The following is a 21,176-nucleotide window of genomic DNA, read 5'->3' as shown; positions in this document are numbered from 1 at the left end:
AGAGGGCGCCAAGGCCAGCGGCAAACAGGGTAAATGCAAGGGGCGCCCTTTGCATACCCATACGGATCCGTGAATGGGCACTACCTTCATGAATCTTGAAGGAAGCAAATATTAGCGTATTCTAATATCATGCTGTGCAATTGCGCACGGTGAATGCCTCATGGAGGTTGCGATGATGAAACTCATGTCCAGTCGGAGAGGTCAGGATCTGGTCACTCTGCTCCTGGCGGTCTGCCTGTTTCTGTCGCCCTGGGTGATCGGCTTTGTCGCCGACAGGACACCGAGCTGGAACGCCTGGCTCGCCGGCATCGTGCTTGGCGCCTTTGCGATCATGACACTTTCGGCCTTCGCGGAATGGGAGGAATGGGTAAACATGGTAGTCGGCCTGTGGTTGATCGTTTCGCCCTGGCTGCTTGGCTTCATGGCCAACACTCACGCTATGTGGACCCACGTGATCCTCGGAATCTGCACCGCCGCGGTATCGGCCTGGGCAGTCTGGGACTATCGCCATCCACATTCGCACGCCTAGCCTAAGCACGGCGCGCCACGAATGGCGCGCGGCGGCGCAAACAGCGGCGAATGCTCAGGACCGAATTCCAAACCCGAATATTCGGGCGGTTAGCCCGTTGCGTGAGAAAACCCACGCAACGGGCCTTATCATGGCTAAAGGCGCCGTCGCCTTTCACCCGCGTCCGCGATAGGGTGCGACGCCCTGATCCGGAAGCCAGACGCCCTCGGGCGGTGCGCCGGTCTGCCAGAACACGTCGATCGGGATGCCGCCGCGCGGATACCAATAGGCGCCGATCCGCAGCCATTTCGGCGAAAGCAGCTTCACCAGTCGCTTGGCGATGTCGAGGGTGCAATCCTCATGGAAGGCGCCGTGGTTGCGGAAAGAATGCAGGTACAGCTTCAACGACTTCGATTCGACCAGCCAGCCGTCCGGCACGTAGTCGATGACGATGTGGGCGAAGTCCGGCTGGCCCGTCATCGGGCAGAGCGAGGTGAACTCCGGTGCGGTGAAGCGGACGACGAAATCGGCGTCCTGATGCCCGCTCGGCACCTTTTCCAGCACCGCTTCCTCCGGGTTTGAAGGGAGGTCCACGTTCCGGCCGAGCTGCGAGAGATCTGAAACGTCCGTCTTGGTCATGGTTTGACCCTTTCCACTTTTACCCTGATGCCGTGCGCTTTCTCAGTTTCCGGTTCGACGTGGATGGCGATCTGTGCGCCCGGCTGCACCGCTTCGATTGCCGCTTCGAGCCGGTCGCAGATTTCATGCGCATCGCCCACCGCCATCCTGGCCGGAACCACCAGATGGAAATCGACGAAGGTGGCCGATCCGGCTTGTCGCGTCTTCAGATCGTGGACGCCGAGCGATCCTTCCGCATGGGTGGCGATTGCCTGCTTGATCGCCGCCTCCTCGGCCGGATCGACCGCATGGTCCATCAACCCGCTTACAGAGTTGGAGATGATTTTCCACCCCTGGAAGACGATGTGCAAGGCGACGAGGATCGCCATGACCGGGTCGAGGATCGCGTATCCGGTCGCAAGTGCCAGTAGAAGCCCGGCAAGCACGCCCGCCGACGTGACCACGTCGGAAAGAATGTGATGCCCGTCCGCGGTCAATGCCGGCGAGCGGTGCCGGCGGCCCGCACGGATCAGGATCGTTGCCCAGCCGGCGTTCACAAGCGCCGCAACCAGGTTGATCGCAAGACCCAGTACCGGCTGTTCCAGCAGCGTCGGCGCCCACAGCTTCGGCACGGCCTCCTGCAGGATGAGCAGCGCCGCAACGACGATCAGCACGCCTTCGATGACGGCAGAGAAATACTCGGCCTTGTGGTGGCCGAACGGGTGCGTCGCATCAGCCGGCCGCGCGGCGTAGCCGATCGCGCCCCAGGCGATAACGGCAGCGATCACATTAACCGTCGATTCGAGCGCGTCCGACAGCAATGCGACCGAACCGGTCACCCACCAGGCAAGGAGCTTCAGCCCCATGACGAACACGGCCAGCGGAATGCCGATCAGGGCCAGTCGCTTGACGGTCGGGTTTCCGTTGGTAGTCATGCTCGCTCCACTGCGGATGCAAACGAATTGCAAAATCCATGTTCTTCAACGCAAAACCGCCCGCGCGGGTTTTCGCGCAGGCGGTTTTTCTATGCGGTTTCTATCAGCCAATTCGGCCGAGATGTCAAAGGCTGATTGGGTTATGCAGCTTTCGTTTTTGTCTTGCGCGCAAGATGGGCGACCACATTTTCGATCATTCGCATGCCCGCGTCACCGCCGAGCGTCATGATCGATTCTGGGTGAAACTGCACAGCGGCCACCGGCTCCTTGGCATGCTCGATCCCCATGATCGTGCCGTCCTCGCTCTCGGCGGTGACGATGAAATCCCGCGGCAACGTTGCCGGGTCGGCGAAGATCGAGTGATAACGCCCGACCGTTACCTCCTTGCCGAGGCCGGAGAAGACGATGCCGGGTTCCAGCACGCGGATGCGCGAGGGCTTGCCGTGCATCGGCACCGCAAGCTGGCGCAGTTCCCCGCCATAGGCCTCGGCCAACGCCTGCAGACCGAGGCAGACGCCGAAGACCGGCAGGTCGCGCGCACGCGCCTTCTTGATCGTCGCCTTGCAGTCGAAGTCCTTCGGGTTGCCGGGGCCGGGCGAAAGCACGACGAGGTCGGGCTTCAGGCGGTCGAACAGTTCGTCGGCGACGGGCGTGCGCACCGTCGTCACGGTTGCCCCCGTCTGGCGGAAATAGTTCGCCAGCGTATGCACGAAGCTGTCTTCGTGGTCGACGAGCAGGATGTTCACCCCGGCGCCGACGGTGGCGACGTCGCGCTGGAGTTTGGCCGTATTGCCGGCCTTGGCGTCACGGATGGCTGCGATCATGGCGGATGCTTTCAGTTCAGTCTCGGCTTCTTCCTCTTCCGGATTGGAATCGTTGAGCAGCGTCGCCCCGGCCCGGATCTCGGCGATCCCGTCCTTGATGCGGATGGTGCGCAGCGTCAGCCCGGTGTTCATGTCGCCGTTGAAGCCGACCATGCCGATCGCGCCACCATACCACAGCCGCGGGCTCTTCTCGTGCGCCTCGATGAAGCGCATCGCCCACAGTTTTGGCGCGCCGGTGACGGTCACGGCCCATGCATGGGACAGGAAGCCATCGAAGGCATCCATGTCGTCGCGCAGGCGCCCTTCGATGTGATCGACCGTATGGATCAGGCGGGAATACATCTCTATCTGGCGGCGGCCGATCACCTTGACGGAACCCGGCTCGCAGACGCGGCTCTTGTCGTTGCGGTCGACGTCCGAGCACATCGTCAGCTCCGACTCGTCCTTCTTGGAATTCAGAAGTTTGAGGATCTGTTCGCTGTCGGCGATCGGATCGTCGCCACGCTTGATCGTCCCGGAAATCGGGCAGGTCTCGATGCGCCGACCCGACACACGCACGAACATTTCGGGCGAGGCGCCGACGAGATATTCCTGGTTTCCGAGGTTGATGAAGAAGGAATAGGGCGACGGATTGATCGCCTTCAGGCGCTTGGAGATCTCGGAGGGCTTGCTCTCGCAGCGCTCATAAAATTTCTGGCCCGGCACCACCTCGAACAGGTCGCCGCGGCGGAAACTTTCCTTCGCCTTGACGACAAGCTCGGCATATTCGCCGGGCTGATGGTCGCCGCGCGGCGGGACAGTGTCGGTGGCGCGGAACGGCTCCGGCGCGATGGTCTCGCCCTTCCCTTCCGTGGTCAGCCCGTCCTTGGCAAAGTCGTAGCGATCGATCCAGGCCTTGGCGGAATAGTGATCGACGACGAGGATCTCATCGGGAAGGAACAGTACCATGTCACGCTGGTCTTGCGGACGATCCAGCTTGAGGTCGATCGCGTCGAACTGGAAGGCCAGGTCGTAGCCGAAGGCACCGTAAAGGCCGAGGTTGGCATCCTCCGGCGAACGAAACAGCTCCGTCACCGCCCGCAGGACCGTAAAGACCGTCGGGATCTTGGAGCGCTCCTCCTCGGTGAAGACACGATCCGGCTCGTTGACCCTGATATCGAGGCGCCGCGAGGACGACGCACCGATCGTCAGGTCGCCCACCTCCGCAAGACGCGGCGCGATCATGGCCAGCAGCGCTTCGCCGCGCTCGTTGTACGCTTCGAGCCAGACGTCCCGTCCGAACGAGGTGATGGCGAGCGGCGGATCGACAATCGCGGTATCCCAACGCGTGTAGCGGCCGGGATACTCGTAATTCGACGAGAACACCGCGCCGCGATGCTGGTCGAGCCGGTCGACATAGGCCGAGATCGCGTTCGCATAGTCCGCCGCCCGGCGCCGGCGCGTGACGACGATGCCGCCGCGCGTCTCGTAGGTCTCGGCGCCATCGTCCCGAAGTTTCGTCACCATTCCTTGCTCTCCTGTTCGGCCCAGTTCCGAAGGCAGCCCGAAATGAAAAAGCCGCCTCGAGGTTTCCGGGCGGCTTGTCGTTCAATCGCGCATGACTGGTCGAGGCCGCGGTTAGCGTGCCCACCACCAGATCGCGATGTTGCGTGCGTTCGTCATCGCAGAATTGTTAGCGTGAAGCACAAACGAACGCAACGCCATTTTCGGCGACGGCCACGTCCTTCCGAAACCTCGCGATATCTGGGGATAGCCAGGCTTTACCGGCCCTGACATGCTGGCACCGCATTGAATTCATCCTGTCGAATTTCAGGGACGGCCCACGCATGGTGACATGCCAACTTGCCCGCTTTCGTCACTTGCAGCGGCGCCTGCTCGAGAGGATCGACGAATACGACACGCCTGAATTTCAAGCGCTGGACCGCGAGGCGGCGGACACGTTCGAGGCCATTCTGCAGCTTTCGCCGGCGAACGCCGACGACATTCGGGCGCTCATTAGCTTTCTTCTCGACATGATCGCCGGAAGCGAAGCTTGCGGCAGTGGACGTCTGATCGAACGCGTCCGCGAACTGACGGGATTTCTCGCCGCTTGCGCCGAAATCTCGCATCGTTTCGAACCGGCGCAGGCGTCTGAGCTCGAAAACGCGCTTTCTTCGGGGAACCGATAATCTTCCCGATCGTTCTATGACCACCCACACGAACAGGATGGAGTGGATTCATACACCTGCGATCGACCGCCGTTCTCATTGCCAGCTTGCTGCTGGCCGGAGCAACGCTTCCTGAAAAAGGCCCGGTGCCGGCCCCGCGTCCGGCAAAGGAGAGCCCCCAGTCGAACAAGGAGGCTCCGCCGGCAGACAGTTTGCACGACAAGGAACGACCGCTCCCGCCACCGCCGCTTGCCGAGGAGGACGCAGTGGCATTCCGTGCCTGCACGGAGGAACTGAGATCGGCTGGCGCGATCATCAAGGAAGAAGCCCGCATCGATACCAAGGATGGCTGCGGCATCGCTCGGCCGGTCACTGTCTCGCGTCTGGCCAGCGACATCGAGATCGGACCCACGGCAACCTTGCGATGCGAAACGGCATTGCAGCTGCAGCGATGGACCCGCGAAGCGGTCATTCCTGCAATCAGTGCGGTGATGCCAACCAAGCGCCTTGTCGGCCTAGAGCAGGCCTCCACCTATGTCTGCCGAAATCGCAACGGCGCGCCGAACGGCAAGATCTCCGAGCACGCATTCGGCAACGCGGTCGATATCGCCGCCTTCCGTTTCTCCGACGGCAGCCGGCTTGCGATCGCGCCGCGCGACGAGGATGGGTCAGCCGAAGGCGCGCTACAGCGCGCCGCGGTGGCCAGCGCCTGCCTGTATTTCAGGACCGTCCTCGACCCGGGCAGCGACGCCGCGCACGAAAGCCACCTGCACCTCGACGTCATGAAGCGCACGAACGGTTACCGATACTGCTGGTAGGCGTGAAATGCAGGCATATTTGGCTCCCGTAGCCGATGAACGTTCTATATTCATCGCCAGTACGAAGAACCTCACATCATTCTTGAAGGACCGCTTCTATGACCGTCTCCATGCACCGACTTTCCGTCCCCGTCTTCGTTCGCGGCCTCAAGGTATTGGCGAGGTTGGTCGACAAGGCACAAGCCCATGCGGATGCCAACAAGATTGCCCCCGAAGTGCTCATCAACGCACGGCTCGCGCCGGACATGCTTCCTTTTTCCGGGCAGATCCAGCGTGCCAGCGACACCTCGAAGAACGCGTTGGGGCGCTTGACCGGAGCAGGCGCGCCGAGCTTTCCGGACATGGAAACGACGTTTGAGGAACTGCAGGCGCGCGTCGACAAGACCATCGCCTATCTCAGTTCGATCAGCGAGACGGACCTCGATGGCAGTGAGGCCCGCACGGTCACCCTCAATGTCGGCAAGCTGCAGGTGACTTTCAGCGGTGACGATTATCTGCTGGAATTCGCCCTGCCGAACTTCTTCTTCCACGTCACGACTGCCTACGACATTCTTCGCCACAACGGCGTTGAGATCGGAAAGAGCGACTATCTCGGTCCTTTTGGCCATCAGTAACAATGAGTCTGGGTCGCCGCGCTTGTGGAGGACAGACCACCAAAAACGAGGCGCCGCGACACAATCGCGGCGCCCCGTCGTTCGACTGACGCAGTGAGCCTATGGCCTCGCGGGGAGGCCAGAGGATGCCATCAGAACAGTCCCTCGATCTGCCCCATCTCGTTGAGGAAGATCTTTTCCGAGGACGGCACCTTCGGCAGGCCCGGCATGGTCATGATCTCGCCGGTGATGACGACGATGAAGCCGGCTCCGGCCGAAAGCCGCACTTCGCGGATCGGCACGGTATGCCCTTCCGGCGCACCGCGCAGGTTAGGATCGGTGGAGAAGGAATACTGCGTCTTCGCCATGCAGATCGGCAGGTGTCCGTAGCCCTGCGCTTCCCAGGCGTGAAGCTGGTCGCGCACCGACTTGTCGGCGATCACCTCGCCGGCATGGTAGATATCCTTGGCGATCGTCTCGATCTTGTGGAAGAGCGACATGTCGTCCGGATAGAGCGGTGCGAACTGCGAATGGCCGGACTCGGCGAGTTCGACGACCTTGCGCGACAGTTCCTCGATGCCGGCCGAGCCCTGCGCCCAGTGCTTGCACAGGACGGCTTCGGCGCCGAGCGTTGCGACGTATTCCTTGATCGCCCGGATTTCCCGGTCGGTGTCGGTGATGAAGTGGTTGATCGCGACGACGACCGGCACCCCGAACTTCTTCACGTTCTGCACATGGCGGCCGAGGTTGGCACAACCCTTGTGGACCGCTTCGACGTCCTCGCGGCCGAGGTCTTCCTTCTTGACCCCGCCGTTCATCTTCATGGCGCGCGCCGTGGCGACGATCACCGCCGCGTCCGGCTTGAGCCCGGCCTTGCGGCACTTGATGTCGAAGAACTTCTCCGCTCCGAGATCGGCACCGAAACCGGCTTCCGTGACGACGTATTCGCCGAGTTTCAGCGCCGTCTTCGTCGCGACGACCGAGTTGCAGCCGTGCGCGATGTTGGCGAACGGGCCGCCATGGACGAAGGCCGGATTGTTCTCGAGCGTCTGCACGAGATTCGGCTGCATTGCGTCCTTGAGCAGAACGGTCATGGCGCCGTCGGCCTTGATGTCGCGGGCGAAGACCGGGGTCTTGTCGCGGCGATAGCCGATGATGATGTTGCCGAGCCGCTTTTCGAGGTCCCTCAGGTCGTTCGCCAGGCAGAGGATCGCCATGACTTCCGAGGCGACGGTGATGTCGAAGCCGGCCTCGCGCGGATAGCCGTTGGCGACGCCGCCGAGCGAACAGACGATCTCGCGCAGCGCCCGGTCGTTCATGTCCATGACACGGCGCCAGGCGACGCGGCGGATGTCAATGTTCTGCTCGTTGCCCCAGTAGATGTGGTTGTCGATCAGGGCGGCGAGAAGGTTGTGCGCCGAGGTGATCGCGTGGAAGTCGCCGGTGAAGTGGAGGTTCATGTCCTCCATCGGCACGACCTGGGCATAGCCGCCGCCGGCAGCGCCGCCCTTCACGCCGAAGCACGGGCCGAGCGAAGCTTCACGGATACAGACGATCGCCTTCTTGCCGATGCGGTTCAGACCGTCGCCGAGGCCGACCGTCGTGGTCGTCTTGCCTTCGCCGGCCGGCGTCGGATTGATCGCCGTCACCAGAATAAGCTTGCCGTCCTTCTTTTCCCTCTGTTGAGCGATGAAGGAGGCGCTGATCTTCGCCTTGTCGTGGCCGTAGGGAAGCAGGTGCTCAGGGGGAATGTCGAGCTTGGCGCCGATTTCCAGGATCGGCTTCTTCTTCGCCGCGCGGGCGATCTCGATATCGGATTTGACCTCGGTCATGGTTGTACTGCTTCCTCTCCAGCTAGGGCGTTCAAGCGCCGCCCTCTCATTGTGATTCTTTGCATTGCAGCCATCGCGAGCCACCGCCCCACATCCGGCGCAGAATCGCCCACCGGGCGCCGAAGCGCCCGTTGAGCGGCACGTAATTAGTACCTGAACGCCTGAATGGCGCTACGCCGGAATTTGCCGCCCGATTGGCTAAAAGCGACAAGCGAGTGGGTTGCTCGCAACGATCGGAACGCCCGATACGCCGCCAACGGGGCCATGTTGCGAGCTGCGCGAAATTGTGAGGTGACTTTCACCATTTTTCGTGCCAACTGCCGGCCAAACAATCACCAGAAGACAACATCGATAGGGAAACATGAAGGAACTCGATCGACTTGACCGAAAGATACTCCGCGCCCTCCAGCAGGAGGGGCGTTTGACGAACATCGAGCTGGCGGAGAAGGTCAATCTTTCCCCGACAGCCACGGCCGAGCGCGTCAAACGCCTGACCCGCGACGGCTACATCACCGGCTACATGGCGGTCCTTTCGCCCGAGCGCCTCGGCCGCAATCTTCTCGTGTTCGTGCAGATCAAGCTCGACCGGACGACGCCGGACGTATTCGACACCTTCGCCGAAGCGGTCCGCCAAAGCGACCATGTCATGGAGTGCCACATGGTCGCCGGCGGCTTCGACTATCTCGTCAAGGCGCGCGTCGCCGGCATGGAAGCCTACCGGGCGTTCCTGTCGGATACGTTCCTGTCCCTGCCCGGCGTGCGTGAGACGCACACCTATGCCGTGATGGAAGAGGTCAAGAGCACCGGCTGGCTGCCCGTGTAAGGGCAGCCAAGCCCCATGTCCGTGCCGCAGGTGCCGGCCCGACAGGGCCCCGCACCCTTGGCAATCATCGCGTCAGGATGTCCCGCATCTCGACCAGGTTGGAACGGACGCGCAGGATGTAGAAGCCCATCGTCGCCAGATGCGTCGGCATGATCCAGCCGTCCTCGCGGCCGTTGGAGATGATCAGCGGCTGGATGTTCAGAGCGGCGCGCAACTGCTTGACCGTCTCCGTCCAGATTTGCGTCAGGCCGCGCTGGGTGATGACGGCATCGAAGTCGGCGCCGGCCGCCGACAGAATCCCGTAGTAGCCGTAGAGCTGGCCGTAGGCGAACCAGAAGCGGTCGTCAGCGCGCGTGTCGAACCAGCCGCCATTGTGGAACTCGGAGCGCTCGCGGATGATCGCGGACGTATTGCCAAGGTCGTTGGCGATGCGGTCGAGGAACTGGACGAGGTTGTCGGAGCGGGCGTCGAAGGTGGCGTTGCACTGTTCGAGCGCGTCGTTGAACTTGTGCAGGTCCCGCATCGCCGCGCGGTAGAAGCTCGGCGTCGGCGTCTTCGGCCCGAACGGGCTGAAGCCGAAGTACCAGGTTTCCTCGTCGAACTGGATGTTGCCGCGCGCGGTCTGGAGATCGTTGTTGACGCCGGAGGTGCCACGTACGCGCCCGAGCGTATCGACCAGTTCCACCGACGTGCGGCGGACGGCCTGGTTGATGCCGCGCTGGAACGAGGCCTTGTTGTCGAGCCAGGGCGTGTCATCCCAATCCATGCCGAAAAGGCCAAGCTTGTAGAGGATCATCGACGAGACCCAGGCATTCTGGTTCACGTTGAAGTCGATCAGGTCGGCCGTCACGTCGACGATCGCGGAACGCTCGCACTTGTTGGCCGGCGCCGCCTCGCCGACCGCAACCTTCACCGGCAGGCCCGCATCGTTCTTGCGGGCCGGATAGTTGTAGGCATTGACGTAGTCGACGTTGAAATTGTGCCAGGCCTGGGTCTGCCAGATGAAATAGCCATAGAGCCCGACAAGGCCAAGAAGGACGATTGCGATCGGGCCCTTGATGACCCAGCCGCGCTGCCGATACCAGTTGCCAGCTGCGATGAAAGGCCAGACCAGCCACGACACGAAAAGGCCTATGCCGCGCCCGATGGCGGCGAAGACGCGCTGGAAAAACGCGGCGATCGGGTCAAGCATTGCCTTTGTCCTCTCCAATTCCATAGAGCCTCTGCCGGAAGGCAGGCTTGTCCTTCAAATAGGTTCGCGTCAGCGTTTCAACCACATATTCCCTAAACTTTTCGCTGAGCGTCTCATAGCTTTTGTAAAAGCCCTGCTTGTCGAAGATAAAACGGGAGACGAAATCGAACGGGGTCATCTGCGAGATCAGCTGGTTGACCAGCCATCGGTCGGGATGGCCGGGGGCGGCACGCACGAGCAGAAACCGGTCCCGGGGGGCAACATCGTTGAGCCGGATCTCGCCGGTTGCGGCAATGACGCGCATCGCCTCCTGCAAGGTGGGATAGATCCCGTCCTCGGCGATCAGCGCGGCGTTGCGATGCATCCAGGTCTGGAGCCAGATGCGGTCCGCCTTGGCCAGGTCGGCGCGAGGATCGACCCGGTTGATGAGGTTCATGATCACCATTTCGGCGCGATGCTGTAACAGCCCCGAAGCCTCGACCCAGGAGGCGCGCGGCAGTTCCAATCGCCCGGTCGCGGCGAGAAAATCGAATATTCGCTGATGGTCATCGAGCGCGATGTAACTCACCTGCCAGGGCCGCGAACGGCGGAAGCCGGGCACGGAGGGATCGCAGATCACCGTCGTCTGCCGGCCATCGAGAAAGACGAAGACGCCGCCGAAGTGGTTGGCCCAGAAGGCCTCGTGGCGGAAAACGAGCTGGTCAGGCACCAGCGCGTTCTGGCGGATGTCGCCCGTCTGCTTGGCAAGCTCGACCATGTGCTCCAGCATCGCGTCGTCGGCCCAGGCATTGGGAACGGCCTGCAGGCGGTCGACCAGCGTCCGCAGTTCCGCCGCCTTGCCGAGCAGGTCGTCTGCCGAAAGCACGCGAAAACGCACCTCGTTGATCGATAGCAGGTCGTCGATGTCATCGACGACCGAGACGCTGTCCTCGATCTCGCCATAGAGCGCATCGCGGATCGTCACCGCATTGATGGCGCGCGCATTGGCGTCGAAGAACTCGTGCATGAGGGCTGCAGTGTTGGAGAAGCTCGTGTGCACGACGGGCAGTTCGGCCTGATCCGGCGTGAGGATGATGAAGCGGCGGTTCACCCGGTTCGGATCGAGATAATCGCGGTCGCCGAGTTCGTCGGCGATCTCCGGCGCAAAGCCGGTCATGTCGATGCTGAATTGGGAAAGCCTGGTGCGCGGCAGGCCGAAACCCTCGAGCGCCCTGTTGTAGCGCTCGACCAGATGCGGCTCGGAGATCTCGAGCAGCCGCCCATAGATCAGCTCGCTTTCGAGGAGGCGGTTCATGGCGTTGCTGCCGAAGGCAGAAATTTGAGATCAAGCGCCCTAACCCTCTCGGTCAATCAGTCCGCGAAATATGCTCCGATCGGGTACTGGCGTACGAACTTGTGCCCATTCAGCCGCCGGCCGCGCAGTTCTGACCAAAGCAGTTCTTCAGCGTCGTTATCAACCTGCCGAAGCTGCCTGGCACGCTCTGTTCTCTTCGAATTCGCTCCCCTCATCTGCCCTCACCTAATCTCATCAAGCCCCTCACCCTAGCCCTCTCCCCGCGAGCGGGGAGAGGGGACTGGACGCGTCGCGACAAATGTCCTTCTCCCCGCCTGCGGGGAGCGGCAGGCGGATGAGGGGCAAATGGGCATCGCCGCGCGCGAAGTTCTGACGACTCTGCGACGATCCGAACACGGTTGCACCTCATTTCGATACCGTTCGATGCCCCTCACCCTAACCCTCTCCCCGCAAGCGGGGAGAGGGAATTCGAAGGGCGCGGCACCCGTCCTTCTCCCCGCAAGCGGGGAGAAGGTGCCGGCAGGCGGATGAGGGGCAATCGTGCGGATCTGTTCGGAAACCCAGACCCCGACATTAGTCCCTCTCCCACCGCCCGTCCGCCTTCATCGCCTCGATCTCCCGGATCGCCCGTTCCCGTTGCCGCTCACGGCGGATGATCTCGGAAACGGCGGCGGCGTCGGCCTTGTCGGCGTAGCGGAACTCGCTGTCGGCGTAGCGGTTGATCTCCTGCAGCACCATCTCGATCGTGATCGGCCCGCGCAGCGCCTCGATCATCTGTTTCTTGTCGTCATAGGACTTGTGCATGAACGCCTCCGGGGTGGCGAACCACTCGTCGGGCAGGTCCACGTCCATCGCCCGCATCTTGACGGCATCGGTGATGTTCTTGATCGCCCGGCCGGTAAAGCCCGGCTCGGCCACCTTGATCATGTGGAGGTAGGAGCCGACATCCGCGAGCGTCCCAAGCTTGCCATGGGTCTTCTCGTAACGCTCCCAGACGGCGCGCAGACCATCCTCCTGCGGCAACGAATGCTGCCCATAGGACGTGGAGACCGCGCGCTTGATCTCCTGGCCGGCCAGAAGCGCGTGCTCGCCAAGCGGGATCGCGTGGTCCTTGCCGACGAGGATCGCGAAGATGTCGATATAGTCGTCGCGCGACTGCGGACCGTCGACCAGCCAGCGGGCACCGGCGCGCTGGCGCAGCGCATCGTCGACGTTTTCCGGAAAGTTGGAGAACATCCCGAAGCTGCAGTTGCCGCGCACCACCGTCGAGGCGCCGGCAAAGCTCTCCATCAAGACCGCCGTCACCTCATGCTGGCCCGCCGAGGCGCGGTCGTCGGAGCGTTTTGCCGCGACCTGGTCGACGTCGTCGATGGTGCCGAAGCCGATCGCCTTCGGATTGACGATATTGTTGACGAATTCCTTGCAGTTCTGCCCAGACTTGCCCTGGTAGGAGGAGATCTGGTCGACGCCGAAATTCTCGTAGTGGAACGGGTAGCCGGCGATGCGGCAATACTCGTCCAGCAGGCCCGCCAGCATCTGGATCAGCATGGTCTTGCCGGTGCCCGGCATGCCGTCGCCGATGAAGGTGAAGAGGAAGCCGCCAAGCTCGACGAACGGGTTCATCTGCCGGTCGAAATCGTAGGCCATCAGCATCTTGGCGAGCCGCATCGCCTGATGCTTGGCGATGTGGTTGCCGACGATCTCGGTCGGCTTCTTGAAGCTCATCGACAGCGGTTTGCGCTTCTGCCCCGGCGCCACGTCGAAGCCGTTGATGGTGACATCGTCCTGCTCGATGCGGATGTGCGCGGTCTCGAAGGTGGAAAGGCCCGTGAAGCGGGCCTTTCGGCCGATCAGCCCTTCCAGCGCCACTCGGGCAAAGGCCCGGGCACGCGCGATCAGCGCGATATCGTCCGGGGCCCCGGCGATGGCCCGATCCAGCCCGGCAACAAGGCTCTTCACCGCATCCTGTGCGGTCTCGAACAGGTAGTCCGGCTCGTCAGTATCCTCCGCTGGCTCCCCCTCGCCCGGCAGGGTCGCACCGAGATAGGCGGCGAAAGTGAAGGCGGCGACGTAAGCCGCGGCCGAAAGCAGCGCCTTGAAGCGGGTCGCCTCCTCGCTGGCAAGTGGCGCCGTCGCGTTCCGCGCCTGCAACTGTTCCAGGTCCGTTTGCCGTGCGAAGACGTCGGCGACGGCGAGCGCGATCTCGACACCCCTACGGCAGCGGTAGAGAAGCTGGTGCTGCGCCGGCGACAGCATCGGATCGTTCGGCCTGACCGAGGCAATGGACTTGGCCAGTGCCACCTCGCGCGTACGCCGCACGCCACCAGTCGAAACGGTGGAGACGTATCGCCGGCCGGTGCCCGCAAGCGCACTGCCGCTCGGCCCGCCGTCGGCCTCGAGGATGACGAGCCGCGTCACCATGCCCTGCGCCACCGCCTGGTGCTTTGCAATGTCGCTTTCGGGGATCATCGTCAGGCCGGCGTTCAGGCTCATGGCGTCAAACCTCGCTGATCACCTGGTTTGCGGATATCACATGCACCTTGTAGTCGCCGAAGATCGCCTCCGCCTCGCCGGCGGCATAGAGCGCCTGATAGGCGTCGTGCGGCACGAGCGCATGCTTCTCGTAGGCGCTGACGCCCATGCGGGCGGCCTCGAGGCTGTTCGTGTCGATGTAGAATTCCTCCTGCGCCGGCGTCGAGCTCCAGAAGCCCCGGCTGGCGGGGCGCTCGACCTGCGAGAACACCTCCTGGATCGTCCAGGTCAGGATCCAGGCGTTCTCGACCTTGCGGACCTTGGACAGGATCTCACGCACCTTGTCGTTGTTCTCGGTGATGTCGGCGGAATAGAAGGGGCCGAGCACGAAGCGGCGAAGCTGCTTGGGGTGCAGCATCTCGAAATCCCGGTCGAGATTGGTGGCAATCGTCACTGGCGACAGCGAATAGGCGCTGTTCTTCAGCGCGAAATCGTCTAAGCGGCTGGCAAGCTCGGGATTGAGGAGGCCGCCGACGGGCAGGTCGATGCGGACATCCGGATTGAGCTTGCCGTCAGGCGTGACCAGCATCTCGACAATCTTCTCCGACGAATCCTCGACCGTCGCCATGTAGACCATCGGCAGCGTGCTCGCTCCATCAAAGGCGGCCCAGGTGACGACGTAGTAGGGCCGCATCGTCTTCGGATTGACGGCGACACGGACCGTCTCCGGCAGGATGAAGGGCGAAAAAATCTCGCCCTTGCCGATCTGCTGCAGGTACATGCGCTCGGCCATGCGCGCCTGCAGGTCGGTCGGAAACGCCTTGTTGCGCAAAATGAAATCGGCCATCTCCCCGCGCAGCGCATCCGCGTTGGGGATCTCGGACAGGCGCCTGTCGGCGTTTCTGCGGTCGTTCTCGAGTTCCAAAACGTTCTGGTAGACGGGAAAACCGCTCTCGGCGCGTGAGATGCGGAACTGGTCGACGAAGCCGATCCGGTTTTCCCAGCACGCGAAGGAGGCCTTGAGCCGTTCGAGGGAGGGCACGATCGCTTCGCCGATCACGCCATGCTGGTAGAGCGGCGAATTGCGGTCGGCGAGAAATATCTCCAGCCCGCCGAGCGCTGCGCGGATCGAGGCGAAGTACTGCGCAACGGCGCTGTCGGCGGCGGCTTTCATGGACACCCCTCGTCCGCCCGCGGGCATAGTCTTCCCGTGAACAGGGAGACGGGACGAACCGCAACGCGTCGGTCCCCTCTCCCCGCCTGCGAGGAGAGGGCCTGGGTGAGGGGCAAAACTCTGCCGAACGAGCGGGTCACGGCGGCACCGTCACGCCTTCACGTAGTTCGATGCGTTGTGCTTATCCATGACCTCCTGGAAGCGCCGGGCAAAGGCGTCGTCGGCGAGCTTCTTGCGGCGCTGGATGTCCTGAGTGGCGAGCATGTTCTTCTCGTGCATCTCGAGAAGATCGCCGATGTGTTTCTGGGCCGCAGCACCGATCCCGGCCATGGTTTCCTCCGCCGCCGTATCGACCTTGCTGCCGAGCGTGTTGATCCGGTGGGCGACGTCCTGCTGGGCCGCCGTCTTCAACGAATCCTCCAATGCCTTGTAGAGCACGATGCGCTGTTCGGTATCGATGGTCAGCTTGTTGATCAGCGTGTTCTGCGCGGCGATCTGGTTGTTGAGCGAATCCACGAAGGTCTGGAACATCGAGGTGTAGCGCTCGAGCGTCTGACTTTCGGCCAGCAGTTCCTGCTCCTTCGCCTGCTTCTCGTTGTATTCCGTGGCGAGCTTCGAGCGCTCGCCCTCCAGCTGCGCGCGCGCCTTCTGGTCCGTCGAGGCGGCGATGCGGTTTTCGACGTCGAGCAATTGCGGGTTCAGTTCCTCGATCCGTTTCTGCGTCATCTCCAGGTTCGCCATCGTCTGCTTGCGCCGCTCGATCACCTGGACGAGGCTCGCCTCGGAGGTCTTGTAGCGGCTGTCGAGGACGGATTTCTGCTCCTTGAGGATGCCGACGATCGTGTCGGACTTGGCGAGCAGTTCCTGCAGGTTGCCGGCAAGCGACATGTTACGCACCCGGTCAGTGCGCATGCGCTGCATCTTCTGCTTGGAGAAGATGCCGATGAACTTCTCGTAGCCCGTATAGCTCTTCATGCTCTCGAACTCGGCGCCGAAGACATTGGTGGCGTCCTCGAGCCCGATGATCAGGTCGGCGATGTTGGCTTCCATCACCTTCTGCTGGGCGAGCACGTCCTGGATGCGGGCATTCTCGATGTCGAAATTGACATCGCCGAGCTTGGTATCTGCCTTGGCGAACTGGTCCAGCGCGACGCTGGACTGCTCCATCTTGCCGCGCACTTGGTCGACGACCGCGCGGGTCGTTGCGATCTCGGCGTCGAAATTCTGCAGTGTGGCCATGCCTGCTCCCCTTTTCGTGGCAAACAAATGTCGCCATCCGCCGCGCGACCGGCTGCTGGTCGCGGGCAAACATGATGTGGGAAGCCCGACGGAGCGTGCAAGCCCCGGTAGCCATGTATTTTTCCGTTGAGGGCAGGTGTCGTCACCGGCGGCGCCTGGCCCGATACGAAACGGTTATTTCGCCGCCGCGGGATCCTTGAGGTAGGCCAGAAGGTCGTCGATATCCTGCGGCTTCTTCAGGCCGACGAACACCATCGAGGTTCCCTTCACTGTCGCCCTTGGCGCGGCGAGAAATTCGGAAAGGGCCGCTTCATCCCAGACCTTGTCCTTGCCAAATTCCTGCATGGCCTTGGAGTATTTGAACCCCTCCACCGAAGCCACCGGCCGACCGACCACACCGCCCAGGGACGGGCCGACCCGGTTGGCCGGATCGATGGTGTGACAGGCAACACACTTCTTGAAAACCGCTTTGCCGGCTGTTGCGTCCCCGTCCGCTTGCGCAGCGGATGCAGTCGCGAGGAGGAGGATAACGGTGGAAGCTAAAGTGATTTTCACGTTGTTTCCTTTCGGTTCAAATATCACCAATTAAACCGCGATTTGGACAGCAGGCCATGCGGCAAGGCGTCGTTTAGTCGGAGAAAGCCAAGTATACCCCCGAAAAATGACGGCCCATTATGCGAGGAATACAGAAAAGAACCTAACATTTTCAAGTATCAAAAAGATTGCGAGGCACATTAGTCGCCGCGCATCGTGTCTTCCCAGTGTCGCCGGCAGTAGGACACGTATTTCTCGTTCCCGCCTACCTCGACTTGCGCGCCCTGCTTGACTGGCTGGCCCTTGCCATCGAGGCGCACCACCATCGTCGCCTTGCGCCCGCAGTGACAGATGGTGCGCACCTCGCGCAGTTCATCGGCGAGCGCAAGCAGTGTGTAGGAGCCGGGAAAGAGCCTTCCCTGAAAATCCGTGCGTAGACCGTAAGCCATGACGGGGATGCCGAGACGATCGGCGATACGGGCAAGCTGCCACACCTGATCCTCGGTCAGGAACTGGGCCTCGTCCACAAACACGCAGGCGACCGCGCCCGTGCCGTCGCCGCTCAGTCCCTCGACCATGGCATAGAGATCGTCGTCGCCATCGAAGGCGATGGCATCCGACTTCAGGCCGATGCGTGACGATATGCGCCCCTTGCCGGCGCGGTCGTCCAGGGCGGCGATGAAAATCGCCGTTCGCATGCCACGCTCCTGATAGTTGTACGACGCCTGCAGCAGCATCGTCGACTTTCCGGCGTTCATTGTCGCATAATGGAAGTATAGCTTGGCCATGATGGTCTCCAGCCTCGTTCTGGCCCGGACGAGACCGGATTTCCAGTGGCCACCTGACAAAAATCACAGAATTCCACGCGCGCCGTTCACAGCGACATTCTTGCGCGCGATTGCGAACCGGCGTGAAATAATCTAGGCCCCTGGCACCGATTCAAACATCGTAAAGTGCTTGAACAATGACGTTTTTGATGCTTGGCTTGAACATCAGAACAAAGATATGGGGAGCAGGAAACATGAAATCGAACTCAACTTTTAGGATGTCCGCCCTTGCGGCCGTCTCGCTCTTTGCCCTCGGCCTGTCCGGCGCGATGGCGGCAGAACCCGAAAGCTGCGGCAAGGTCCGCTTCTCCGATGTCGGCTGGACGGACATCACCGCGACCACCGCCACCACATCTGCAGTTCTAAAGGGCCTCGGCTACGAGACCGAAACGACCGTGCTGTCGGTTCCGGTGACCTATGCCTCGCTGGCAAACAACGACATCGACGTCTTCCTCGGCAACTGGATGCCGACCATGGAAAACGATATCAAGTCGTTCCGCGACGCCGGCACGGTCGAGACGGTGCGCGAGAACCTCGAGGGCGCCAAGTACACCCTGGCCACCAACGCCAAGGGCGCCGAACTCGGCATCAAGGACTTCAAGGACATCGCTGCCCACAAGGACGCGCTCGAGGGCAAGATCTACGGCATCGAGCCGGGCAATGACGGCAACCGCCTGATCATCGACATGGTCGACAAGGGCAGCTTCGACCTGAAGGGCTTCGAGGTGGTCGAGTCCTCCGAGCAAGGCATGCTTGCCGAGGTCGCCCGCGCCGAGCAGGACGGCAAGCCGATCGTCTTCCTCGGTTGGGAACCGCATCCGATGAACGCCAATTTCAAGCTCACCTATCTCGCCGGAGGCGACGACGTCTTCGGGCCCAACTATGGCGGCGCGACGGTTCTCACCAACGTTCGCAAGGGCTACACGACCGAATGCCCGAACGTCGGGCAATTTCTGAAGAACCTCACGTTCTCGCTGCAGATGGAAAACGAGATCATGGGCAAGATCCTCAACGATGGACAGGCGCCCGATACCGCCGCGACCGAATGGCTCAAGGCCAATCCGTCGATAATCGAACCATGGCTGGCTGGCGTGACGGCAAAGGACGGCAGCGATGGTCTGGCGGCGGTCAAGGCGTCGCTGGGCCTTTAACCGCTCGGATCAAGGGGCGGCAGGATAACCTTCCGCCCCGTCCGATTCCGACATTTCAGCGTGCATCAGGAAGGCATGCTGTCGCTCGATAGTCTTATGAGCATCTATCTGCCGCGCCATTTCTGGCGACCGCCCGGCGAAGCGCATCGGCGCACGGCAAAGATGTCAACACCCTTGGAAGGTGGTGTGATCCCGTGGACTGGCTGACAAACATCAAACTGCCCATCGGCCCGTGGGCGAAGACGGCGGTCAACTGGTTGACCACCAACGGCAAGGGCCTCTTCGACATGTTGAAGGTGGTGCTGCAGAGCGGCATCGACGCCATCCTTTACTTGTTGCAGGGGCCGTTTACGAGCGACGCGGGCAAATTCACATATGCGCTGGCGCTGATCACGCTGATCACCGCGCTCTGCTGGTATCTCCGCCGGTCTTTCGGCGTGGCGCTGTTCACCTTCCTTGGCCTGCTTCTGATCGTCAACCAGGGCTACTGGAAGGAAACCACCGAGACGCTCGCACTCGTCCTGGCGGCGACCAGCGTCAGCATGTGTGTCGGTGTTCCGCTCGGCATCGCTGCCGCTCGCCGGCCCTGGTTCTATACGCTGTTGCGTCCGGTGCTCGATCTGATGCAGACGATCCCGACCTTCGTGTACCTGATCCCCGCCCTTATCCTGTTTGGCCTCGGCATGGTTCCGGGCCTGATCGCGACGGTGATCTTTGCCATTCCCGCGCCGATCCGCCTGACGCGGCTCGGCATCATCTCGACACCGCCCTCCTTGGTCGAGGCGGCGCAGGCCTTCGGCGCCACACCGAGACAGGTCCTTCGCAAGGTCGAACTCCCCTTTGCCACGCCGCAGATCATGGCCGGCCTGACACAGACGATCATGCTGTCGCTGTCGATGGTGGTCATTGCCGCGCTCGTCGGCGCCAGGGGGCTCGGCGTGCCGGTCGTTCGCGCCCTGAACTCCGTAAACATCTCGATGGGCTTCGAGGCAGGGTTGTGCATCGTCATCCTCGCCATCATCCTCGACCGCCTTTTCCGCACCTCCGATGAAGGAGAAGGCAAATGAGCGAGACCGTCGTTTTCCGCAATGTGGACATTGTCTTCGGCGAGAAGCCGGAGCGCGCCATCGCCATGATCGATGCCGGCAAGAGCCGCGACGAGATCGGCAAGGAGACCGGCCTCGTGGTTGGCGTCGCCGGCGCCTCGCTCTCGATCAACGAGGGCGAGATCCTGGTGTTGATGGGGCTGTCCGGCTCGGGCAAGTCGACGCTCTTGCGCGCCGTCAACGGGCTGGCTCCGGTCGTTCGCGGCGAGGTCCAGGTCAAGACCTCGGATGGCGCGCTCAATCCCTACGACTGCTCACCGAAGTCGCTGCGTGCCTTCCGCATGCACACGGTTTCGATGGTGTTCCAGCAGTTTGCCCTGCTGCCCTGGCGCACGGTTGCGGACAATGTCGGCTTCGGGCTCGAGCTGGCAGGCATGCCCGATGCCGAACGCAAGGCCCGCGTCGAGGAACAGTTGCATCTCGTCAACTTGGCCCAATGGGCAAACCGCAAGGTCAACGAGTTATCCGGTGGCATGCAGCAACGCGTCGGCCTCGCCCGCGCCTTCGCCACCGGCGCACCGATCCTCCTGATGGACGAACCGTTTTCCGCGCTGGATCCCTTGATCCGCACCCGCCTGCAGGATGAACTGCTCGAGTTCCAGCGGCGCCTGAAGAAGACGATCATTTTCGTCAGCCACGATCTCGACGAGGCCTTCCGCATCGGCAACCGCATCGCGATCATGGAGGGCGGCCGCATCATCCAGTGCGGCACGCCGCCGGACATCGTGAAGAACCCGGCCAACCAATATGTCGCGGACTTCGTGCAGAACATGAACCCGATCAACATGCTGACGGCCCGCGACGTCATGCAGGAGGGGCTGAGCGGACCGGCCATCGGCGTGACCGCCACGGCGGCACCCGGCACCCCGCTGGTTGACGTTCTCGACGCCATGGCGCGGCAGCCTGGGAATATTGGCGTGGTCGAGAATGGTGCGGTCGTCGGCATGATCAACGCCCAGAATGTGGTGGAAAGCCTGACCCGGCATCGCCGTCGCGAGTGACCTGAGCGCCGCCCATCTGTGAGGGCCCGGTCCCGAAGTTCGGCTTGACTTTCGGGGCCGTTCGCCGTTTCCAGATGGAAACGACAGT

Annotated in this window: 20 protein-coding genes and 1 pseudogene; 8 read left to right on the top strand and 13 right to left on the bottom strand. The window is 62.3% G+C overall.

What is annotated here, in order from left to right; all coding sequences use genetic code 11:
* Nucleotides 1–172: 172 nt before the first annotated feature.
* Nucleotides 173–529 carry an SPW repeat protein gene (locus tag AC1DDS_RS16025; RefSeq protein ID WP_477479807.1) on the top strand — a complete coding sequence of 119 codons (357 nt, stop codon included), beginning with the start codon at nt 173–175 and terminating at the stop codon, nt 527–529.
* A 153-nt stretch (nt 530–682) separates the two neighbouring features.
* Here the strand turns inward: AC1DDS_RS16025 and queF are convergent, their stop codons facing one another.
* The 4 genes from queF to trpLE all read right to left on the bottom strand — a co-directional run bounded on the left by queF (nt 683) and on the right by trpLE (nt 4,547).
* Nucleotides 683–1,147, bottom strand: coding sequence for a preQ(1) synthase (gene queF, locus AC1DDS_RS16020; RefSeq protein ID WP_477479806.1), 465 nt, complete (start codon nt 1,145–1,147; stop codon nt 683–685).
* Nucleotides 1,144–2,061 (bottom strand): cation diffusion facilitator family transporter, encoded by a 918-nt coding sequence (locus tag AC1DDS_RS16015; protein WP_477479805.1) that lies wholly within the window; start codon nt 2,059–2,061, stop codon nt 1,144–1,146. The genes queF and AC1DDS_RS16015 overlap by 4 nt, the downstream gene beginning before the upstream one ends.
* Before the next feature lie 140 nt (nt 2,062–2,201).
* On the bottom strand, nt 2,202–4,391 hold the full coding sequence (locus AC1DDS_RS16010; protein WP_477479804.1) for an anthranilate synthase: 2,190 nt from the start codon (nt 4,389–4,391) through the stop codon (nt 2,202–2,204).
* 111 nt (nt 4,392–4,502) lie between these two features.
* The gene (trpLE, locus tag AC1DDS_RS16005) at nt 4,503–4,547 is read right to left on the bottom strand and encodes a trpE operon leader peptide TrpLE (protein ID WP_197065633.1); all 45 of its coding nucleotides are present in this window, start codon (nt 4,545–4,547) and stop codon (nt 4,503–4,505) included.
* Between the two features lie 164 nt (nt 4,548–4,711).
* On the opposite strand from trpLE, the gene AC1DDS_RS16000 reads away from it, so the two are divergent.
* From AC1DDS_RS16000 to AC1DDS_RS15990, 3 genes are all read left to right on the top strand, one after another.
* The gene (locus AC1DDS_RS16000; protein WP_477479803.1) at nt 4,712–5,053 is read left to right on the top strand and encodes a hypothetical protein; all 342 of its coding nucleotides are present in this window, start codon (nt 4,712–4,714) and stop codon (nt 5,051–5,053) included.
* A 245-nt stretch (nt 5,054–5,298) separates the two neighbouring features.
* Nucleotides 5,299–5,850 carry an extensin-like domain-containing protein gene (locus AC1DDS_RS15995; RefSeq protein ID WP_477479802.1) on the top strand — a complete coding sequence of 184 codons (552 nt, stop codon included), beginning with the start codon at nt 5,299–5,301 and terminating at the stop codon, nt 5,848–5,850.
* Between the two features lie 98 nt (nt 5,851–5,948).
* Nucleotides 5,949–6,464, top strand: a complete 516-nt coding sequence (locus AC1DDS_RS15990) for a DUF1993 domain-containing protein (protein WP_477479801.1) — start codon at nt 5,949–5,951, stop codon at nt 6,462–6,464.
* A gap of 131 nt (nt 6,465–6,595) precedes the next feature.
* Here the strand turns inward: AC1DDS_RS15990 and AC1DDS_RS15985 are convergent, their stop codons facing one another.
* Nucleotides 6,596–8,275: a formate--tetrahydrofolate ligase gene (locus tag AC1DDS_RS15985; RefSeq protein WP_477479800.1), complete on the bottom strand. Its 1,680-nt coding sequence runs from the start codon at nt 8,273–8,275 to the stop codon at nt 6,596–6,598.
* A 361-nt stretch (nt 8,276–8,636) separates the two neighbouring features.
* Between AC1DDS_RS15985 and AC1DDS_RS15980 the strand changes: the two genes are divergently transcribed.
* On the top strand, nt 8,637–9,098 hold the full coding sequence (locus AC1DDS_RS15980) for an Lrp/AsnC ligand binding domain-containing protein (RefSeq protein ID WP_310419325.1): 462 nt from the start codon (nt 8,637–8,639) through the stop codon (nt 9,096–9,098).
* 64 nt (nt 9,099–9,162) lie between these two features.
* Here AC1DDS_RS15980 and AC1DDS_RS15975 read toward each other — a convergent pair whose 3' ends face one another.
* The 8 genes and pseudogenes from AC1DDS_RS15975 to AC1DDS_RS15940 all read right to left on the bottom strand — a co-directional run bounded on the left by AC1DDS_RS15975 (nt 9,163) and on the right by AC1DDS_RS15940 (nt 17,791).
* Entirely contained in the window at nt 9,163–10,290 is a 1,128-nt protein-coding gene (locus AC1DDS_RS15975) for a DUF2333 family protein (RefSeq protein ID WP_310419322.1), read from the bottom strand.
* Complete coding sequence (locus AC1DDS_RS15970) at nt 10,283–11,584, bottom strand: DUF6638 family protein (protein WP_477479799.1); 1,302 nt, start codon at nt 11,582–11,584, stop codon at nt 10,283–10,285. Before AC1DDS_RS15970 ends, AC1DDS_RS15975 begins: the two co-directional genes overlap by 8 nt.
* A gap of 59 nt (nt 11,585–11,643) precedes the next feature.
* Nucleotides 11,644–11,799: pseudogene (locus tag AC1DDS_RS15965) on the bottom strand (DUF559 domain-containing protein); the annotation flags it as partial.
* Nucleotides 11,800–12,157: 358 nt separating this feature from the next.
* On the bottom strand, nt 12,158–14,077 hold the full coding sequence (locus tag AC1DDS_RS15960) for an AAA family ATPase (protein ID WP_477479798.1): 1,920 nt from the start codon (nt 14,075–14,077) through the stop codon (nt 12,158–12,160).
* A gap of 4 nt (nt 14,078–14,081) precedes the next feature.
* Nucleotides 14,082–15,230 carry a hypothetical protein gene (locus AC1DDS_RS15955; protein WP_477479797.1) on the bottom strand — a complete coding sequence of 383 codons (1,149 nt, stop codon included), beginning with the start codon at nt 15,228–15,230 and terminating at the stop codon, nt 14,082–14,084.
* 150 nt (nt 15,231–15,380) lie between these two features.
* Nucleotides 15,381–16,469: a hypothetical protein gene (locus AC1DDS_RS15950; protein ID WP_477479796.1), complete on the bottom strand. Its 1,089-nt coding sequence runs from the start codon at nt 16,467–16,469 to the stop codon at nt 15,381–15,383.
* Nucleotides 16,470–16,643: 174 nt separating this feature from the next.
* Complete coding sequence (locus AC1DDS_RS15945) at nt 16,644–17,048, bottom strand: c-type cytochrome (RefSeq protein WP_477479918.1); 405 nt, start codon at nt 17,046–17,048, stop codon at nt 16,644–16,646.
* A 155-nt stretch (nt 17,049–17,203) separates the two neighbouring features.
* The gene (locus AC1DDS_RS15940) at nt 17,204–17,791 is read right to left on the bottom strand and encodes a thymidine kinase (RefSeq protein WP_310419302.1); all 588 of its coding nucleotides are present in this window, start codon (nt 17,789–17,791) and stop codon (nt 17,204–17,206) included.
* 257 nt (nt 17,792–18,048) lie between these two features.
* Here AC1DDS_RS15940 and AC1DDS_RS15935 point away from each other — a divergent pair, with 257 nt between their 5' ends.
* The 3 genes from AC1DDS_RS15935 to choV all read left to right on the top strand — a co-directional run bounded on the left by AC1DDS_RS15935 (nt 18,049) and on the right by choV (nt 21,088).
* Nucleotides 18,049–18,981: a choline ABC transporter substrate-binding protein gene (locus AC1DDS_RS15935; protein WP_477479917.1), complete on the top strand. Its 933-nt coding sequence runs from the start codon at nt 18,049–18,051 to the stop codon at nt 18,979–18,981.
* A gap of 194 nt (nt 18,982–19,175) precedes the next feature.
* A complete protein-coding gene (choW, locus tag AC1DDS_RS15930) occupies nt 19,176–20,048 on the top strand; it encodes a choline ABC transporter permease subunit (RefSeq protein WP_310419299.1) in 873 nt (290 codons plus the stop codon).
* A complete protein-coding gene (gene choV, locus AC1DDS_RS15925; protein ID WP_477479795.1) occupies nt 20,045–21,088 on the top strand; it encodes a choline ABC transporter ATP-binding protein in 1,044 nt (347 codons plus the stop codon). Before choW ends, choV begins: the two co-directional genes overlap by 4 nt.
* The last annotated feature ends 88 nt before the right edge of the window (nt 21,089–21,176 follow it).

The sequence above is a fragment of the Mycoplana sp. 10N416 genome (genome assembly GCF_056394765.1).
This window is presented reverse-complemented; position numbering and strand designations above follow the sequence as displayed.

Coding starts and splice junctions, on each gene's coding strand:
- AC1DDS_RS16025 (WP_477479807.1), top strand. CDS start 173: ATGATGAAACTCATGTCCAGTCGGAGAGGTCAGGATCTGGTCACTCTG.
- queF (WP_477479806.1), bottom strand. CDS start 1,147: ATGACCAAGACGGACGTTTCAGATCTCTCGCAGCTCGGCCGGAACGTG.
- AC1DDS_RS16015 (WP_477479805.1), bottom strand. CDS start 2,061: ATGACTACCAACGGAAACCCGACCGTCAAGCGACTGGCCCTGATCGGC.
- AC1DDS_RS16010 (WP_477479804.1), bottom strand. CDS start 4,391: ATGGTGACGAAACTTCGGGACGATGGCGCCGAGACCTACGAGACGCGC.
- AC1DDS_RS16000 (WP_477479803.1), top strand. CDS start 4,712: ATGGTGACATGCCAACTTGCCCGCTTTCGTCACTTGCAGCGGCGCCTG.
- AC1DDS_RS15990 (WP_477479801.1), top strand. CDS start 5,949: ATGACCGTCTCCATGCACCGACTTTCCGTCCCCGTCTTCGTTCGCGGC.
- AC1DDS_RS15985 (WP_477479800.1), bottom strand. CDS start 8,275: ATGACCGAGGTCAAATCCGATATCGAGATCGCCCGCGCGGCGAAGAAG.
- AC1DDS_RS15980 (WP_310419325.1), top strand. CDS start 8,637: ATGAAGGAACTCGATCGACTTGACCGAAAGATACTCCGCGCCCTCCAG.
- AC1DDS_RS15975 (WP_310419322.1), bottom strand. CDS start 10,290: ATGCTTGACCCGATCGCCGCGTTTTTCCAGCGCGTCTTCGCCGCCATC.
- AC1DDS_RS15970 (WP_477479799.1), bottom strand. CDS start 11,584: ATGAACCGCCTCCTCGAAAGCGAGCTGATCTATGGGCGGCTGCTCGAG.
- AC1DDS_RS15960 (WP_477479798.1), bottom strand. CDS start 14,077: ATGAGCCTGAACGCCGGCCTGACGATGATCCCCGAAAGCGACATTGCA.
- AC1DDS_RS15955 (WP_477479797.1), bottom strand. CDS start 15,230: ATGAAAGCCGCCGCCGACAGCGCCGTTGCGCAGTACTTCGCCTCGATC.
- AC1DDS_RS15950 (WP_477479796.1), bottom strand. CDS start 16,469: ATGGCCACACTGCAGAATTTCGACGCCGAGATCGCAACGACCCGCGCG.
- AC1DDS_RS15940 (WP_310419302.1), bottom strand. CDS start 17,791: ATGGCCAAGCTATACTTCCATTATGCGACAATGAACGCCGGAAAGTCG.
- AC1DDS_RS15935 (WP_477479917.1), top strand. CDS start 18,049: ATGTCCGCCCTTGCGGCCGTCTCGCTCTTTGCCCTCGGCCTGTCCGGC.
- choV (WP_477479795.1), top strand. CDS start 20,045: ATGAGCGAGACCGTCGTTTTCCGCAATGTGGACATTGTCTTCGGCGAG.